The sequence below is a fragment of the Corynebacterium sp. LaCa54 genome (genome assembly GCF_046717495.1).
In the GTDB taxonomy this organism is placed as follows: domain Bacteria; phylum Actinomycetota; class Actinomycetes; order Mycobacteriales; family Mycobacteriaceae; genus Corynebacterium; species Corynebacterium kefirresidentii.
In genome coordinates this window covers 1675209-1690973 of record NZ_CP177115.1, presented here as the reverse complement: position 1 = coordinate 1690973, position 15765 = coordinate 1675209, and the positions used below count along the sequence as shown (strand labels likewise).

Sequence of the window (15765 nt, the reverse complement as noted above, 5' to 3'; positions counted from 1 at the left end):
CCACATTCTAGCGGGCATCGCTTAGACGGCGTGGGTAGTGTGGACACAAACCATACCAGCGGCAGCGATCAGCCGGTGCCGCTGGCGCTACGACTGAGAGGATAGTTTTATGAGCGATGCAGACCAGAAGTGGTTCTTCGATCCAACCACCAAGGAAGTCAGCCAAGGCAAGACCTCTGGCTGGGAAAACCGAATGGGCCCGTATGACACCCGTGAAGAAGCAGAAAACGCTATCGAGATTGCCCACGCCCGCAACGATGCGGCAGATGCCGCAGACAAAGAAGATGACTGGAAGTAAATAACCTCCAGCCATCTTTTCTACGCCGTGTTTCCCGGTAACTGCCCGGGAAGCGCGGCTACTTTAGCTTCTTACGCAGCGGCTTAAACGCCGCCTTGATGTCTTTGAAAGACTCGGCGTAATCATCCAGCGCCTTCAGCCCGATGGTGCGCTCGCGCTGATAGAGCAGACCGTAGCCAAAGGTATTTTCCCCACGGCGGCGAGCGGAATCTGCCAGTTCGAGCAGCTTATCGCGCGAGGTCACGGAATCTTGGAAATCACCGAGCACCGACTGCATCTGCTTGCAGGCCTTATAGAGACGCTTGGTCTTAAGGTTGGTGGCAGAACCAGCTGCTTCTGCTGCATAACGCAGCTTCTTTGCAGCCTTACGCATATCGTGGAAATAGTCCTCGCGCTCGTGTAGGGACAGCTCCGGGTTATCCCAATTCTCTACGGCCTTCTTATGGCGCTTGACCAGCTTGTTATAGGCCTTTTCAAGGTGTTGCGCCATCACGGTGTCCATGTCCGCGGACTTGTCCTTGGACTTCTTCTCTGGCTTCTTTTTGGCCTTCTCTGCAGCAGCCGCGTTATCCTCGCGGGACTCGGAAGAAGCAGCGCCTTCCTCCGTAGAGGACTGTTCTTCCGTCTGCTCCGCATCATCATTTACCGGAGCGGATTCCTGTTGCTTATCGGCCGTTGGCGGATCCGCGAGCAGGCGGTCGAGGGACTCTAGCAGCTCGAGGTAACGCTCGGAATCAAGCGCGGCGATAACGCGACGGTGCGCACGGCGGTAGGCGGTGCCCATATCCTGCGCAATGTGCTCGCGGGTGGAATCATCCAAGGTGTCAGAATCTTCGGACTCCAACAGCTTCTGCCAGCGCTCTTCAACAACCTCCGCATCGCGAGCAACCCCCAAAATGCCAGCGAGCTCCTTCAGATCGGCTTCAATTTTTTCGATTTCTGGTCCGACCACGATGCCATGGAAGGTCTGAAGGTGGCTGCGCAGCTCGCGGGTAGCTACACGCATCTGATGCACCGAGTCCCACTCATCGCGGCGCACACGTGGATCATAATCAACCAGCTTGTCGCGGTTAGCTTGCAGTGCGGTGATCACGGCGGCGGCAGGGGAATCCGGGTCCACGTCCGGCGATACCAGGGCCGGGGGAAGCGGGGCGTTGGCATAAGAATCACCCAAGGCCGATTTCAACTTGGATGGGGAAGAAGATACGCGTGCACCGGCACCGATGAGAAGAGAGGTAGCACGGCGAATGAACTGCGTTCCTTCCTCGGTACCAGGTAGCTCACCTGCGAGCTCTACTTCCCATTCGCGCCACGACTGTTGCTCGCCGCCGGGAAGGAAGGAAAAGGCGGTGACGTGGTCATCGCAAAACTCTGCCACTGGCTTATTATCGGCATCCGCCAAGACCATCTCGGTGCGCTTGTTGTCTACCTGAGCAATTGGGGTGAGCTCGTTGTGGCGGACAATGGAGCGAACCTGATGGAGCAGCTCGCTAGGAACTTCATAGCGGCCATCGACAGGCTCTCCCAATTCTGCGTGGATTTCGGTACGGCCAGCCTCGCTAGGAATCTTGATATGCCAGCCATCATCATTGCCACCGGTGCGGCGGCGGAGGGTGACCTTAGCGTGGGTGAGGCGGAGGTCTTCAGTGTCGTAGTAGATGGCCGAAAGAGCGTGGTGGCGCGTGTCTGCGACGTGGTCAACTCCCTCAAGGCGGGTCAGTTCAGGGAGCTGAGTGGACTCGGCTACGGAGAATTTCGCTTCAACTTCGAGAAAAGACTGTGTAGACATTCACGTACCTTCTACTTTCTAGACCTAATCAATCTCATCGGTGATCTTACCTGTAATGACCTCGTTGCGGTGCCATACTCTGCCCCCGTTCGCTAGCAGGGAACGGGGGCCAAGAACCGTATCAAACAGGGGAAATTACCGTGTAATTTCTGGAACTGAACCGAGCCCTGAGGCGTCACCTCCCAAGTGAGATTTATCGGCAGCGGCAATGCCATCGTTGATGCCGTGCAGACTGTTCATTGATAGCGACATCTCTGTGAGATTGGGAAAGAGGCGGTTGCGGGTATCGATGGCGTGATCGGTGCGTGCTTGCAAAGCGGGAAGGGTTTGGGTGGCTACAGCCTCTGCATGGTGAGAGCAATACTGAGACTCACGCAGGTTTTCAGCAATTCCGTCCTCATTGGCTTGGGTGAGCAATTCACCGATGCGGGCGGCATAAGACAGGCGGAAGCTGCGGCGATATGCGGCAGTGGAATTAGTAGCGCGGGCGATTTCCGCGCCATCGCCGTTACGCATAAACCAGTCGCATTGGCGGTTGAGGGAGGCAAAGAGGTCGGCGCAATGGGCGGCGTCGGCAGGAGCACCGATGACACAGGCTAGGCCTTTGTCATGGATGAGGAGCGTGGTGCATCCATTGGCGTCAGAAATGGTGCTGAGCAGGGAAGCCTGGTGCTTGATATAGGGCGGGTGGATGTGCACGCGGTGGGAAATGAGATTGGGGAGCTCGGAAGTAAGCAGATCCTCGATGCGATACTTCTGTTGCAGGGACTGCGCCTTAGAAATCAGAACCTCGGCCTCGTCTTCAAAACTGGTGGACTCAGCCTTGCGTAAAAGTCCTAGGACCTTTGCACGAATTTTGCGTTGTTTATCGCTAAGCCCGTCTTCTCGCAAGGATTCGCCAAAGGCCAAAAGTTCAGTATCGCGCAGCCTAGGCAGGTGGATGAGTTCTTTAATGATGACCCGCAGCTTATCGCGCGGAATGAAATTTTCGTCCGGCGGAGCCATTTGTAGCCAAGCCTTGCGTAAGGCAGGGGAGGTAATCCGTGCCGGAACATGGGGGCTAGCACGGTAGATAATGGGGTAAGCATGCGGGCCTAAGACGTGCTCTAAATCCGCCGGTGCCCAACCATGTTGCGCGGCGGTGATGAGGCGTTCGATTACGTGAGCAGAAAGGTCATCGCAGTGGGTGGTCATAAAACTTCGTCCTTTAAAAGGTGTACGTGTGTTCGCTTGCTTCCTCAGCAAAGCATGCACATCAGTAGGCCCGTGAAGGAAAAGCCCCCGCTTGATACCCCCTAGATACTCTTGCGACCTGCGCATTTCGCCCTGGAAAAACTGTCGCATGAACTGCACATCCCTCTGAGGTGAGCCGGTAAGGTCTAAGGCATGAATAGCCAACACGAATTTGTCCTACGAACCGTTGAGGAACGCGATATCCGCTTTATCCGCCTGTGGTTTACGGATATTTTGGGCGCCCTTAAATCCGTGGTCATGAGCCCATCCGAGCTGGAATCGGCCTTTGAAGAAGGTGTTGGCTTCGATGGTTCTTCCGTGGAAGGGTTCTCTCGTATCTCTGAGTCTGACACCATCGCGTTGCCAGATCCCTCCACCTTCCAGATTCTGCCCTTTGATATGGATGAGCCGGACCTGCAATCGGCCCGCATGTTCTGCGATATCGCGCAGCCGGACGGCCAGCCCTCCATGGTGGATCCGCGCCATATCCTGCGCCGCCAGGTTACCGAGGCCGCCAATGATGGATTTACCTGCATGGCCTCGCCAGAAATCGAGTTCTACCTTTTTGAGCGTGGCCGCGAACTCACGGACTTGGTACCGACCGATAATGGTGGTTATTTCGACCAGGCTACTCATGATACCGCCCCGCTTTTCCGTAGGAAGGCGATGCTGGCGCTGGAATCACTGGGAATTGCCACGGAGTTTAGCCATCACGAAACCGCACCGGGGCAGCAAGAAATTGATCTGCGCCATGCGGACGTGCTGACCATGGCTGATAACATCATGACCTTCCGGCACGTAATCAAACAGGTGGCAACCAACTCCAACGTGCGCGCCACCTTCATGCCTAAGCCTTTCGAGCATCTGCCAGGCTCCGGCATGCACACCCACTTGAGCCTTTTTGAAGGCCAATCCAATGCCTTCCACGATCCGGACGATGAATTTTCCTTATCGCAGACTGGCCGACAGTTCATCGCCGGAATCCTGGAACACTCCACGGAGATGTCCGCCATTGTTAATCAGTGGACAAATTCCTATAAGCGCCTGATGTTTGGCAACGAGGCACCGGGTTCAGCAACCTGGGGTGTGTCTAATCGCTCTGCGTTGGTCCGCGTGCCCACCTACCGGCTTACTAAGGAAGATTCCCGCCGGGTAGAAATTCGTTCCATTGATGCCTCCATGAACCCGTACTTGGGTTATGCGGTGCTCTTGGCAGCCGGTCTGCGAGGAATCCGGGAAGGCTACGAACTCGATGATCCAGCTGAGGACGATGTCCACCAGCTCACCCGCCGCGAACGCCGGGCAATGGGATATAAGGATCTGCCCACCAGCCTGGACCAGGCTTTGCGCGAGTTTGAAAAATCCGAGTTCATGGCGGAGGTGTTGGGCGAGCACGTCTTTGAGTTCTTCCTGCGCTCCAAGTGGGATGAGTGGCATCACTATCAGAGCCAGATCACCACCTTTGAGCTGCGCAATAACCTGAACTTCTAGGAGAATAATGCGTCCTGCTGCTGTACCTTCACCGGCCACGCTTGGCCTTACCCGCCCGCATGCTGCTTCGGATATTGAGCAGCTGGGCTGGAATAACCCTGAATCGGTCAATCTTTTGTGGACCCTTGCGGCCGTGGGGGATCCAGACCTGGCCCTCAACAATCTCATCCGCATCTATGAACAAGTCCCAGAGCTCGATGAGGCTGTGCGCGCCAATGAAACGGTGCGTGTGCGCCTTTTTGCCCTGCTGGGTGCTTCGACCGCCTTTGGTGATCACCTCGCGGCAAACCCTGAGTTGTGGCGAGAGCTAGAAAAGCCCCTCCCACAGCCCGAAGAGATGCTGCAGAGCCTGCTCGGCGCCGTCGATGCCCAGCCCGCGGAATTTGCTCAGGATATTGATCGGCCCGATCCGGCGCGTGAGGATCTTAGCGCGCCGGGCACCTACCGCGCCGGCGAGGGAGAGCATAAGCAGGCGCTGCGCACGACCTACCGCACGTTAATGATGCGCATTGCCGCTTGCGATGTGGCCGGTACCTTCCATGCACGCAAGGGCCAGACCACACCCCAGCCGGAGGTAGGATTCCGCCAGATTACGGCTCTGACCACCGCGCTTGCCGACGCTGCCTTAACCGCCTCCCTCGCCTGCGCTGTGCGCACCATCTACGGGGACGAGCCTGTAGACGCACAACTAGCAGTCATGGCGATGGGAAAGTGCGGTGCGGGGGAGCTGAACTATATCTCTGATGTGGACGTCATTTTCGTCGGCAGTGAGGCAACCCCACGGGCAATACGCCTGGCGGCGGAGTTCAATCGCATTGGCTCCACCACCTTCTTCGAAGTAGATGCGAATTTACGCCCAGAAGGAAAATCGGGTGCTTTGGTGCGCACTTTGGAATCACACGTTGCCTACTACAAGCGGTGGGCGGAGACTTGGGAATTCCAGGCGCTCCTGAAAGCGCGCGCCATGACCGGTTACCTACCACTGGGGCAGGACTATCTGGATCAGATCCGCCCGATGGTGTGGACGGCCTCCCAGCGCGAGTCCTTTGTAGAAGACGTCCAGGCCATGCGCCGCCGCGTGTTGGCTAATGTTCCTGCAGAACTCAAGCATCGCGAGCTGAAGCTGGGCGTGGGTGGCCTGCGTGATATTGAATTTGCAGTCCAGCTCTTGCAATTGGTGCACGGGCGTTCCGATGAAACGCTTCGCGCATTATCCACAGTGGATGCGCTGGAGGCATTGGTTTCGGCAGGGTACGTCGGACGTGAGGACGGCACCCAGCTCATTGAAGCCTATGAGTTTTTACGCTTGCTTGAGCACCGATTGCAATTGGAGCGCTTCCGGCGAACGCACACGCTGCCCGATAGCGATGATGAAGACGGGATGAAGTGGCTAGCACGCATCGCCGGTTTCTACCCGCAGGGCACTCAATCCGCAGCCGAGCGCATGCTTTCGCACCTGCGCCGGATTCGCCTGCGCATCTCCGAGCTGCATTCGCGCCTGTTTTATCGGCCGCTTCTTAATTCTGTGGTCACCATGTCCGCCGATGAGCTGAAGCTCTCGCCCGAGGCCGCCAAGCTGCAGCTGGCCGCGCTGGGTTATAACCACCCGGACCGCGCATTCGAGCACCTGACTTCTCTGGCGGCAGGAACCTCACGCAAAGCACGCATCCAGGCGATCTTGCTGCCCACCTTGATGGAATGGCTTTCCGATACCGCAGACCCAGACATGGGCCTGCTGAACTATCGCAAACTTTCCGAGGCTGCGAACGATAGGTCGTGGTTCTTGCGCATGCTGCGCGATGAAGGAATTGTGGGCCAGCGGCTCATGCACATCCTGGGCACGTCACCGTTTACCTCGGATCTGATTATTAGCGCGCCGGATTCGCTAAAGCAGCTTTCCGACGGCGCCACTGGCCCCAAACTACTGGAAACCAAGCCCGAGCAGGTCTCCAAAGCACTGGTTAATTCCAGCAAGCGCCACGCCGACCCAGATAAGGCGGTGGCGGTGGCTCGCTCGCTGCGCCGGGTAGAGCTTGCCCGCATTGCTAGTGCGGATTTGCTGGGCTTTATGCCGGTCAAGCAGGTGTGTTATGAGCTATCTACCATTTGGGATGCCGTGCTGGAAGCTGCCCTTCGCGCCGAGGTGCGGGCATGGCGCCTAGCCAACGAGGATGCGGAGCCACCAGCGCGCATTGCCGTCATTGGCATGGGTCGGCTGGGAGGCATGGAGCTGGGCTTCGGTTCAGATGCGGACGTGCTCGTGGTAGCAGAACCCGCCGAACAGGATGCTGACTCTGATGCGGAAGGGGAGGCAGTGAAGTGGGCCATCGGGATCGTCGATAAGCTCCGGCGCCGCTTGTCTAAACCCTCGGGAGACCCCCCACTGGATGTCGACTTAGGCCTGCGTCCCGAAGGTCGCTCCGGTGCGGTGGCGCGCACTATCTCCTCCTATGAGCGTTACTACCGCGAATGGGGCGAGTCCTGGGAGCTGCAGGCTTTGTTGCGCGCGGCCTTCGTTGCTGGGGATAAAGAGGTAGGCGAGCGCTTTATGTCCATGGTGGATAGCTTCCGCTATCCAGAAGGTGGCGCCAGCGCATCTACCATTCGCGATATTCGGCGCATGAAGGCACGTGTGGACAATGAGCGCCTACCGCGCGGCGCGGACCGCAATACTCACACCAAGCTTGGTCGCGGTGCGCTAACCGATATTGAATGGACCGTTCAGCTACTGACGATGATGCATGCCCACGAGTACGCCGAGCTCCATGATCCGTCTACGCTGCGCGTGCTTGATGCTTTGGAAGAAACCGCTATCCTTTCCGCCGGGCAGGTATCTGACCTTCGCGAAGCCTGGCTTATGGCTACCGACGCCCGCAATGCGCTAGTGCTTGTGCGCGGCAAGCGCGTGGACCAACTGCCTGGACCTGGCCCGCAGCTGGCCCAAGTAGCCGGTGCCGCCGGATGGGCACCGGAAGATAACCAGGAGTTTTTGGAACACTATTTGAAACTAACCCGGCATGCCCGCAAGGTAGTCGATGAAGTCTTTTGGGGCGAGGAGGAATCCTTCGAGCATTCTTAGAGTTGCCCTTGAAAATCCCCGGTGTGAGCACTGCGGCCTTACTTTTTGCACTGCCGGACTCTAGAGTGGGATGGGAAAGAGGAAGGACTGGCTAGTTATGTCTTTTAAGCTGCAACTTGATGTGAATAACGCTACGGTGGGCGAGCTATCCGCATTGCTTTCCGCTGCGCGTGCCGCGGGCGTGCGCGACGGCGACGCCCTCCACCTTGATGGCACCACAGTGACCATTGAGGTCTCCACGCCTCGGGAGCACAAGCCCACACCGCCGAGCCCGGAATCAACGCCGCAAAATTCCCGCCAAACCCCTCGCTCATGGGGCCGCGCCGACCGCATAGGGGAGGCCACCATTCGCTCCATCATTGATGCCCTCAATGATCGCGGCGAAAACCCGCGCGGCAATGACTACGGTTCTTTTAGCGATGGCGCTGGTTTCCATGGCTAAAATCAGTGGGGTACACCGCCGCAAACTCATCTATCTATGGGTCTTTGTGGCCGTGGCCGTCATCGTGGCCATCGCAGTAGGGGTATGGGCAACCAACCGCGACAATCCACCCAAAGGGACAATGACCGTGGGCGAGGCCGTGGCCGGTGGCGTAGTCCAAGAAGACGTTCCTGCGCAGGTCAATGGTGCCATTAAGGACGATAATTCCACCGATGCTAACCGGGTGACCTCCCTGGCTAAGGCATTGGGCATTCCATTAAAGTCCGTCCCGCGAGATATTACCCAGACCGAAAACGGTAAGTCTGATGTGCGCGTGTACCTTGAGCGCGAGCTGAGCAGTGCAGTGGAAGCCGGTGACATCAGTGAATCTGATGAAAAAGCGGTTCTCGTAGCTTTTGAGCGAGGCCTTGTTATGCCGGCTAGTGATGGGATTGTGGCGGAAAGCTACCCGGCAAACTAACCAGCCTTTACCGTGCAAGTTGGGGACGAAAATCCAGGAAAACCGCAGCTGCGAGGCATCGCCTTGGCAGTAACTCTCCCTAAGGTAAAACATCACAAATTGGTAACGAGCATAGTGCTTGGTGCCGAAGCCTTTGGAGGAGACTATGACTTTCAAGACCACGCTATCGACCGCGGTGGGAGTAATCGCCGCCATCGCCATTCCTATCACCGGTGGGGTAGGGGTGGCCTATGCAGTCAATACCGTGCCGGCCGATACCATCGCCCAATCACTTCCCACTGGTGATTTGGCCGGCCACCTGAAAAACTTTGGTGCGGAAGCTACACGTGAAGACGCGCTGCGCATATTGGATGAGCTGAATTAGTCTAGAGGCCATGCTGATTGATGCCCTAAGCCTGAAATTTAAGCCCGATGACTACAGGGCAAAGCTGCCGGTTTTCGATTACTTGGCCGACCTAGGAAGCTTTAAGCTGCGGAGGCCGGTAACCGTCTTCGTGGGGGAAAACGGCATTGGTAAATCTAGTTTGCTCGCCGGCGTGGCCAGTGATTTGGGCTGCTCTCCCGAAGGCGGACGGATGGACGATCCCGATGAAATCGTTCCCCGCAGCCCCATTCGCTGCGTCACGGATAAAGTCATCCAACGCGCCTATTTCCTACGCGCTGAAAAACACGAGCATCTGATTGCACGCGGAGATTCATCGGACGAACGGGCAGGACGTTCCACCTTGTCCCAGAATGTAGATTTATCTCGCCGCTCGCACGGACAATCCGTCTTCGACATGCTCTATGAGCACATCAATGGCCAAGGCGTATATGTCCTTGATGAGCCAGAATCGGGACTTTCCGTTATCCGGCAGCTGGCCCTAGTGGGGGAAATAGCCCAAGCGGTTGACCGCGGCGCGCAGATAATCATCGCCACGCACTCGCCAATTCTTTTGGCCTGCCCGGGGGCAGACATTGTGGAACTAAACGATACTGGCTTTGAACGCATCGCCTTCGATGAGGCGGAAGCCGTGGCGGCTACCCGTGAGCTTTTAGCGGATCCTGAAGGAACCATCCGCTTTATTGTCAACCCCGAGTAACCAAGCTCTGGCCTTTAAGAAACCTCCACGATGGTGACAGAAGGCCCATCCTCGCCAGCGCGGCGCCGCAGGAAGTGGGTGACTACCACACCAATCATGCCGACCACCCACACGGCTAGCACCGCCGCGGAGGCTGCAGTGAAATCCGGCATGGAGTAGTTAGGGGCAGCAGAGGAATGGTCCAGCACCATGCCGAAGAGCTGAGCGCCCAGCATGCCGGAGGTAAACCCGCCCATATTGCCCAGGCCCGTAGCAGTGGCCACCACGGATCGATCCATGTGCTCGCGCACGATATCGAAGCCATAGTTAGCCGTCGGCGTGCAGAGCGCGGTAACGAAGGACACCACTAAAATCGCGGCCAGACCACTGTCGGTGCCGAAGGTAAAGAAAATGAGCCAGGTCAGAACGTGGACCGCTACAAAACCCAGGCTGAGCCACGGGCGAATATGCTGTGCGCGGGAGGAAATCTTGCCGTGCAATGGGCCGACGAGGACCAAAAATACCGCCAACAAGGTAAGCACCAGGCTGGACTTCGCCTTGGATAGCTCCATTCCTTGGGTCATCATGGGCATTCCCCAGAGCATGACAAAGACGATGAGCGGGAGCATACCGATGTAGTGAATGAAGTAGGCCTGCCATGCCACTGGGGAGCGGAATACTTTCTTCAGGCGCGCCGGGATGCTGGTGGCCTGAGAGTTGGGCGGTTCTTTTTCCGTGGGGATAATGCCCAGCTTTTCCGGTGAATCTGCCACCGCCACAATCGCGGCGATGGCCACGAGAATGCCCACCGCACCAAGGGTAACGAAGGCGGCGGTCCAGCCGGCTGCGCCCAGCAACCACAAGAAAGGCACTGCGGAGATGAATTGGCCCATTTGCCCGAGCGACGAGGTCACCTGGGTAAACATTGGCGTGCGGTGCAGCGGGAACCAATAGGGAAGGATGCGCATCACGGAGAGAAACGCCGTGGCATCGCCCGCGCCAATAAGTATGCGGGCAGCGATGGCTACGCCGTAGCTGGTGGTAAAACCCAGCACTACCTGGCCGATGCCCATGATGACGGCGCCGACTACCAGGAGTAGGCGTGGGCCAAATTTATCGATCAATATGCCGGTAGGAATTTGGGCTAGGGCATACACGCCCAGCTGCACGGAGGTAAAAACAGCGATACGGCCGGCATCAACATCGAAGCGCTCAATAGCGTCCAGGCCGGCAACGCCAAAAGAGGTACGGCCAGTAATCGCTACGAGGTAGACCGCCATGGCGGCCACCCAAATGCCTAAAGCTTGAGTGGTAATGACTTCTCTGGGATTCGGCTGCGACATGGCTGATACCTTACGCCTTAACTACTAAGATTCTTTTGTGTGAAGTATATTTCGACCCGCGATACCGCCCGTCAGCCCGCATCTTTTACGGATATTCTCCTTGGCGGGCTTGCCCCCGATGGAGGTTTGTACCTGCCAGAGAGCTACCCGCAGTTGGATTTCGCCACTTTAAATTCATGGCGCACGCTCCTTGCGGATGAAGGCTATGCGGCACTCGCGGCCGAGGTGCTCAAGCTTTTCATTGACGATATTCCAGCGCAAGATATCGAGGATATCGCCGCCCGGGCCTATACCAGGCCCAAGTTTGCAGACCCGGAGATCGTCCCCGTTACCGAACTGGGGGAGGGCCTTTTTATCGGGCACCTTTCTGAAGGACCTACTGCGGCATTTAAAGACATGGCCATGCAGCTTTTGGGGGAGCTTTTTGAATATGAGCTCGCCCGCCGCGGCGAGACGCTGAATATTTTGGGCGCCACCTCCGGTGATACGGGCTCTTCAGCAGAGTATGCGATGCGAGGTCGCCAGGGCATTCGCGTTTTTATGCTCACCCCGGCCGGCCGCATGACGGCCTTCCAGCAGGCACAGATGTTTGGCCTGGATGACCCGAATATCTTCAATATCGCCCTTGATGGCGTCTTTGATGATTGCCAGGATGTGGTCAAGGCGGTCTCGGGAGATGCCGACTTTAAGTCCACCTACCGTATCGGTGCGGTCAATTCCATTAACTGGGCGCGGCTTATGGCCCAGGTGGTCTACTACATCTCCTGCTGGCTGAAGGTCACCGACAATGCCGAGCAGAAGGTTTCCTTCAGCGTTCCTACCGGCAACTTTGGCGATATCTGCGCCGGCCACATCGCCCGCCAGATGGGGCTTCCCATCGATCGCCTCATCGTGGCTACCAATGAAAATGACGTGCTAGATGAGTTTTTCCGCACCGGAAACTACCGTCCGCGCCCTGCCGCAGAAACCATGGCTACGTCTTCGCCGTCGATGGATATCTCACGTGCCTCTAATTTTGAGCGGTTTGTGTTCGATTTGCTCGGCCGCGATGCAGCCCAAGCAGCGGAGCTTTTTGGCACGAAGGTCAAAGAGGGCGGTTTCAGCCTCAACCAAGAGAAGATCGCCGCCGCCGGTCAAGAGTACGGATTCCTATCTAGCTCCTCCAGCCACGCCGATCGCCTCGCCACCATCAAAGACGTGCACGAGCGTTTCAACTACCTGGTGGATCCGCACACGGCCGATGGCATTAAGGTCGCCCGCGGGGCGCAGCGCGAAGGCGTGGAGACGCCCATCGTATGCTTGGAGACTGCACTGCCGGTGAAGTTTGCAGAGACCATCACAGAGGCCATTGGCTCTGCCCCCGAGCCGCCTGAGCGTTTTGCTGGCATTCTCGATACTGAGCGGCATGTTAAGGACTTGCCCAATGATGCTGCGGTGGTCAAGGATTACATCACCACGTCGATTCAGAAAACGGAGGTTTAGCTCATGGCCCTAGAAAATTTTGCCGGCCCGGAACACTACACCGAGTTTGACCCAGAAAAGTTCATCCGCGATCTCAAGGCCCAGGCGGAGATGGCTAAGGATGAAGACGCTAAGGACGACGCCGGGGATGCGGGCGCGGATAGCAACTAGCGTTGGTGCAGTCTGCACGGCCGTGCTCCTCGCGGCCTGCAGCCCGATTCGGGGTGGGGAAGAACCAAGTTTTTCTGCCCTGTCTTATAAAAACCTCATTCCTAATGAGGTCTATTCCCCGGCCGTGGCGCCTATCGCGCCGGGCACGGCTCTTGAGCTCTCCGGCGATGACCCGCAGCCGGGTGCTTATTTCCAGTACCACTCTTGTACGGCGGCATGGTCATTTACGCTTGCCGACGCCCGCACCATCGCCGTTACCGCCGGCCATTGCGGCAAACCTCACGATAAGGTCTGGGCTGGCTCTGCCGACGGTGAGTTCAAATATCCCGCCGAGCCCATTGGTGAGGTCATTTATTCTGATATCTACGCCGAAAAGAGTTATGACCTCGACGTAGCTTTTATCGAAATCACCGGCAGTGCTGATTACTATATCCCCGGGGAAGTAGACAATACCGTCGCCACCTCCCTGGCTCATCTGCCGCAGAAGGTGTGCAAGCTGGGCGTGGTTACTAATGAGACGTGTGGATCGCTATCCCATGATGCGGAAATTGCGCAGCTTACCTGGCAGGACCGCCAGTGGGATTCGCTTGCTGCACGGGCACATGTGTGCAGTACCAATGGCGATTCGGGCGGGCCGGTCTATGGCGAGGTAGAAGGCAAACAGACCATCGTGGGCGTGGTCTCCGGAACGACGCAATCCCTCGAAGAAGGGCGCTCCTGCGAGAACACACAGACGGATATGGAGCTGACTTTCACCTTGGCTACCGATATTCAACGGCTTGCCAAAAAGGTGTTGGGCCCGATGGCCTAGATCGGCGGCACTGGTCTACCCTAGGTGGCATGCCGACTCCAGATTTCATTGTTCAGCTGCGCGAAAAGATTGGTCACGATCAGATCTTCGTGCCGGCCTGTAGCGCCATTCTCCTCCGCGATGTACCCGCAGATGCCGCATTGTGGGAGGTTCCTTCCGTGCTCCTAGTCAAGCGCTCCGATAATGGTGTGTGGACACCGGTGGAAGGAATCTGTGAGCCGGGCGAGGAAATTACCACCACTGCGCTGCGAGAGGTCAAAGAAGAAGTCGGACTCGAGGCCAAGGTGGAAGCGCTTTTGGGCGTAGGGCAAACCGGCCCAGTGACCTATCCCAATGGCGATGAGTGCACCTTCATGGGAACGGCGCTGCGTGTATCGGTAGCAGAGGGCGCAGAGCCGGTCATCAGTGATGAAGAAAATACCGAGGCGGATTGGTTCTCGGTGGCGAAGCTTCCCGATAGCGTTTCGCGCCGCCACCGCCTCATGATTGCTGACGCCGTAGCGCAGATGAAACATCCCCGCGGTTTTGCCCCGCGCATGGGCTGGATGAAGCGCAGCGAGCAACCAGGGCTTTAGGTCGGCTTTGTTGCGGCGTCGGCAAGCAGCTTGCACAGATGCTGCGGATTGCGGGCGGCGATAAGCTCTTGTGCAATGCAGTCGCGCGCAGTGGCGATGTCTTCTTTATCGCCGCAGGCAATCACCGCAGTATTAATGGTGATGAGGACCTTGCCCTGTCGCGCCAACTCATAGAAAAGCGGGCAATCATCTGCACTCCAGCGCCATGCTGTGGCGTAGAAGTCCCGTGCGCCTTGGCCCAGCCACGACGTCTCCAAGAGCAGGTGCTCGCCGTAGAGATAGATGCCGTTTCGCTGCACGCCGGCGAGTACCTGTCTTACTGCAGTCAGGTCCGCGCACTCCCAAGCGATGAAGGTGATGGGGGAGGAACTATACATTAGCGGCGACCGTTGCGGCGCTTCCCACCTTCAAAGCTGGCGTCTCGCATAGCGGTTGCTCCTTTTATTGGCCTGTAGTGATAAGTGGCTCTTCAGGGCCTGTTTCCTTTTTGCCTTCCCATACCCAGCTCAGGAAGCGGGTGGAGCACAGCATCCAGTGTGCGGTGAGGAGAACCGGGATGGTGAGCGCAATGGCGTCGATAAGCTCGGAGCCATTGACCAATGCCAGCTGGTGGCCGCCCATGCTGACGGTTCCCGGCGGGAAGGTGCACGACCACCAGGCAGGGGAATAGGGGACCCACCGAGCTACGTTGGGATAGAAGGTAAACATCGCGTAGATGGATAGCGGAATGGCGATGATGAGGGCAGTCAGGCCGTAATAAATGGATACCGGGCCGGGGAAAAGAATCTGCATAGCCGTGGTGGACTGGCCTACCACGCCTAGTGGTACCCAGGCAGTGGCTGATTTCGCACCGGTAAAATCCACCTTCCCGTGCCATGCGGCCCAGTACACGCGAGCAAAGGTCGGCACCGCCGTTACCAGGGACATGAAGAAAAATATCGTGCCCATTACGTGGTAGAACTGGCCGTAATCGTGAGCCAGCCAACCAGAAACCGAGGCCGAAATCATGGGGCCAACCAGTGGCAGGCCCCAGGTGAACTTCGGCTCGCCATCAAAGCGTGTGAGCTGGATAGCCCACGTGATAACCGTAATTGGGCCACCGATCCAAAAGCCTATGAGGCGGAAAGTAGGAATGTCCGTGAGCCCGGAAAGCGCGGCGCCGAGCGCCAAGATTCCGATGAAAAACATCGACCATTCCGCCATCGTGGTGCGCTCGAAGCTGGGATGGCGGTAGCGCAAGAAACCCGCGGTGAGGACGACAAAGATGACGCACGCAATGGCGGCAAAAATGCCGGCCAGGATCATCATGCCTTCTTCCACGAGTAGGCGCGAAACGATGGAGGTGCCCATGAGGCTGCCTCCCCACGCGGGGCCGGGGGCTGGGAGTTGGCGGAATCTATCAGTCACACCCACATGTTAATTTCTTTCGGTCGGGTTATCAGAATTTTGCTCTCGTTTGGGCTGGTGAGAACTCTCGCTAAGTATGGATTTAGGGGCGGGGGTCAAGCCTAGATCATCTTGTGGCATCGATCGCATCTCGCGGGGTCGGCT

Annotated in this window: 16 protein-coding genes; 11 read left to right on the top strand and 5 right to left on the bottom strand. The window is 57.5% G+C overall.

The features are described from left to right. The first annotated feature begins 109 nt into the window (after positions 1–109). Positions 110–298, top strand: a complete 189-nt coding sequence (locus ACLI1M_RS08210) for a hypothetical protein (RefSeq protein ID WP_023021138.1) — start codon at positions 110–112, stop codon at positions 296–298. Positions 299–356: 58 nt separating this feature from the next. Here the strand turns inward: ACLI1M_RS08210 and ACLI1M_RS08205 are convergent, their stop codons facing one another. Beyond that, the gene (locus tag ACLI1M_RS08205; protein ID WP_086587349.1) at positions 357–2087 is read right to left on the bottom strand and encodes a CYTH and CHAD domain-containing protein; all 1731 of its coding nucleotides are present in this window, start codon (positions 2085–2087) and stop codon (positions 357–359) included. 135 nt (positions 2088–2222) lie between these two features. After that, complete coding sequence (locus tag ACLI1M_RS08200; protein ID WP_248099853.1) at positions 2223–3281, bottom strand: DUF2786 domain-containing protein; 1059 nt, start codon at positions 3279–3281, stop codon at positions 2223–2225. 192 nt (positions 3282–3473) lie between these two features. On the opposite strand from ACLI1M_RS08200, the gene ACLI1M_RS08195 reads away from it, so the two are divergent. The 6 genes from ACLI1M_RS08195 to ACLI1M_RS08170 all read left to right on the top strand — a co-directional run bounded on the left by ACLI1M_RS08195 (position 3474) and on the right by ACLI1M_RS08170 (position 9874). After that, positions 3474–4811: a glutamine synthetase family protein gene (locus ACLI1M_RS08195; protein ID WP_023021141.1), complete on the top strand. Its 1338-nt coding sequence runs from the start codon at positions 3474–3476 to the stop codon at positions 4809–4811. A 7-nt stretch (positions 4812–4818) separates the two neighbouring features. Further along, the gene (locus ACLI1M_RS08190) at positions 4819–7890 is read left to right on the top strand and encodes a bifunctional [glutamine synthetase] adenylyltransferase/[glutamine synthetase]-adenylyl-L-tyrosine phosphorylase (RefSeq protein ID WP_411706500.1); all 3072 of its coding nucleotides are present in this window, start codon (positions 4819–4821) and stop codon (positions 7888–7890) included. A 97-nt stretch (positions 7891–7987) separates the two neighbouring features. Then, the gene (locus ACLI1M_RS08185) at positions 7988–8332 is read left to right on the top strand and encodes a hypothetical protein (protein WP_239204435.1); all 345 of its coding nucleotides are present in this window, start codon (positions 7988–7990) and stop codon (positions 8330–8332) included. Further along, on the top strand, positions 8325–8792 hold the full coding sequence (locus ACLI1M_RS08180; RefSeq protein WP_248099857.1) for a hypothetical protein: 468 nt from the start codon (positions 8325–8327) through the stop codon (positions 8790–8792). The genes ACLI1M_RS08185 and ACLI1M_RS08180 overlap by 8 nt, the downstream gene beginning before the upstream one ends. Before the next feature lie 145 nt (positions 8793–8937). After that, positions 8938–9156 carry a hypothetical protein gene (locus ACLI1M_RS08175; protein ID WP_248099859.1) on the top strand — a complete coding sequence of 73 codons (219 nt, stop codon included), beginning with the start codon at positions 8938–8940 and terminating at the stop codon, positions 9154–9156. Positions 9157–9166: 10 nt separating this feature from the next. After that, entirely contained in the window at positions 9167–9874 is a 708-nt protein-coding gene (locus ACLI1M_RS08170) for an AAA family ATPase (RefSeq protein ID WP_049361304.1), read from the top strand. Between the two features lie 14 nt (positions 9875–9888). Here the strand turns inward: ACLI1M_RS08170 and ACLI1M_RS08165 are convergent, their stop codons facing one another. Continuing rightward, positions 9889–11196 carry an MFS transporter gene (locus ACLI1M_RS08165; protein WP_248099861.1) on the bottom strand — a complete coding sequence of 436 codons (1308 nt, stop codon included), beginning with the start codon at positions 11194–11196 and terminating at the stop codon, positions 9889–9891. A gap of 39 nt (positions 11197–11235) precedes the next feature. On the opposite strand from ACLI1M_RS08165, the gene thrC reads away from it, so the two are divergent. From thrC to ACLI1M_RS08145, 4 genes are read left to right on the top strand one after another with little or no spacing between them, the layout of a single operon-like run. Continuing rightward, positions 11236–12678, top strand: coding sequence for a threonine synthase (gene thrC / locus ACLI1M_RS08160; RefSeq protein WP_248099863.1), 1443 nt, complete (start codon positions 11236–11238; stop codon positions 12676–12678). A gap of 3 nt (positions 12679–12681) precedes the next feature. Beyond that, positions 12682–12828, top strand: coding sequence for a hypothetical protein (locus ACLI1M_RS08155; RefSeq protein WP_023021149.1), 147 nt, complete (start codon positions 12682–12684; stop codon positions 12826–12828). A 22-nt stretch (positions 12829–12850) separates the two neighbouring features. Next, entirely contained in the window at positions 12851–13639 is a 789-nt protein-coding gene (locus tag ACLI1M_RS08150; RefSeq protein ID WP_239204427.1) for a trypsin-like serine protease, read from the top strand. 29 nt (positions 13640–13668) lie between these two features. Continuing rightward, positions 13669–14214 carry an NUDIX hydrolase gene (locus ACLI1M_RS08145; protein WP_248099865.1) on the top strand — a complete coding sequence of 182 codons (546 nt, stop codon included), beginning with the start codon at positions 13669–13671 and terminating at the stop codon, positions 14212–14214. Here the strand turns inward: ACLI1M_RS08145 and ACLI1M_RS08140 are convergent. Further along, a complete protein-coding gene (locus tag ACLI1M_RS08140) occupies positions 14211–14591 on the bottom strand; it encodes a hypothetical protein (protein ID WP_023021152.1) in 381 nt (126 codons plus the stop codon). The two genes, ACLI1M_RS08145 and ACLI1M_RS08140, sit on opposite strands and share 4 nt — an antisense overlap. Before the next feature lie 64 nt (positions 14592–14655). Next, complete coding sequence (locus ACLI1M_RS08135) at positions 14656–15621, bottom strand: TDT family transporter (protein ID WP_084279088.1); 966 nt, start codon at positions 15619–15621, stop codon at positions 14656–14658. Between the last annotated feature and the right edge of the window lie 144 nt (positions 15622–15765).

Excerpts from the sequence above, each read along its gene's own strand:
- ACLI1M_RS08195 (WP_023021141.1), top strand. The coding sequence starts at position 3,474 with ATGAATAGCCAACACGAATTTGTCCTACGAACCGTTGAGGAACGCGAT.
- ACLI1M_RS08170 (WP_049361304.1), top strand. The coding sequence starts at position 9,167 with ATGCTGATTGATGCCCTAAGCCTGAAATTTAAGCCCGATGACTACAGG.
- ACLI1M_RS08175 (WP_248099859.1), top strand. The coding sequence starts at position 8,938 with ATGACTTTCAAGACCACGCTATCGACCGCGGTGGGAGTAATCGCCGCC.
- ACLI1M_RS08165 (WP_248099861.1), bottom strand. The coding sequence starts at position 11,196 with ATGTCGCAGCCGAATCCCAGAGAAGTCATTACCACTCAAGCTTTAGGC.
- ACLI1M_RS08205 (WP_086587349.1), bottom strand. The coding sequence starts at position 2,087 with ATGTCTACACAGTCTTTTCTCGAAGTTGAAGCGAAATTCTCCGTAGCC.
- ACLI1M_RS08200 (WP_248099853.1), bottom strand. The coding sequence starts at position 3,281 with ATGACCACCCACTGCGATGACCTTTCTGCTCACGTAATCGAACGCCTC.
- ACLI1M_RS08140 (WP_023021152.1), bottom strand. The coding sequence starts at position 14,591 with ATGTATAGTTCCTCCCCCATCACCTTCATCGCTTGGGAGTGCGCGGAC.
- ACLI1M_RS08155 (WP_023021149.1), top strand. The coding sequence starts at position 12,682 with ATGGCCCTAGAAAATTTTGCCGGCCCGGAACACTACACCGAGTTTGAC.
- ACLI1M_RS08185 (WP_239204435.1), top strand. The coding sequence starts at position 7,988 with ATGTCTTTTAAGCTGCAACTTGATGTGAATAACGCTACGGTGGGCGAG.
- ACLI1M_RS08180 (WP_248099857.1), top strand. The coding sequence starts at position 8,325 with ATGGCTAAAATCAGTGGGGTACACCGCCGCAAACTCATCTATCTATGG.
- ACLI1M_RS08210 (WP_023021138.1), top strand. The coding sequence starts at position 110 with ATGAGCGATGCAGACCAGAAGTGGTTCTTCGATCCAACCACCAAGGAA.
- ACLI1M_RS08145 (WP_248099865.1), top strand. The coding sequence starts at position 13,669 with ATGCCGACTCCAGATTTCATTGTTCAGCTGCGCGAAAAGATTGGTCAC.
- ACLI1M_RS08190 (WP_411706500.1), top strand. The coding sequence starts at position 4,819 with ATGCGTCCTGCTGCTGTACCTTCACCGGCCACGCTTGGCCTTACCCGC.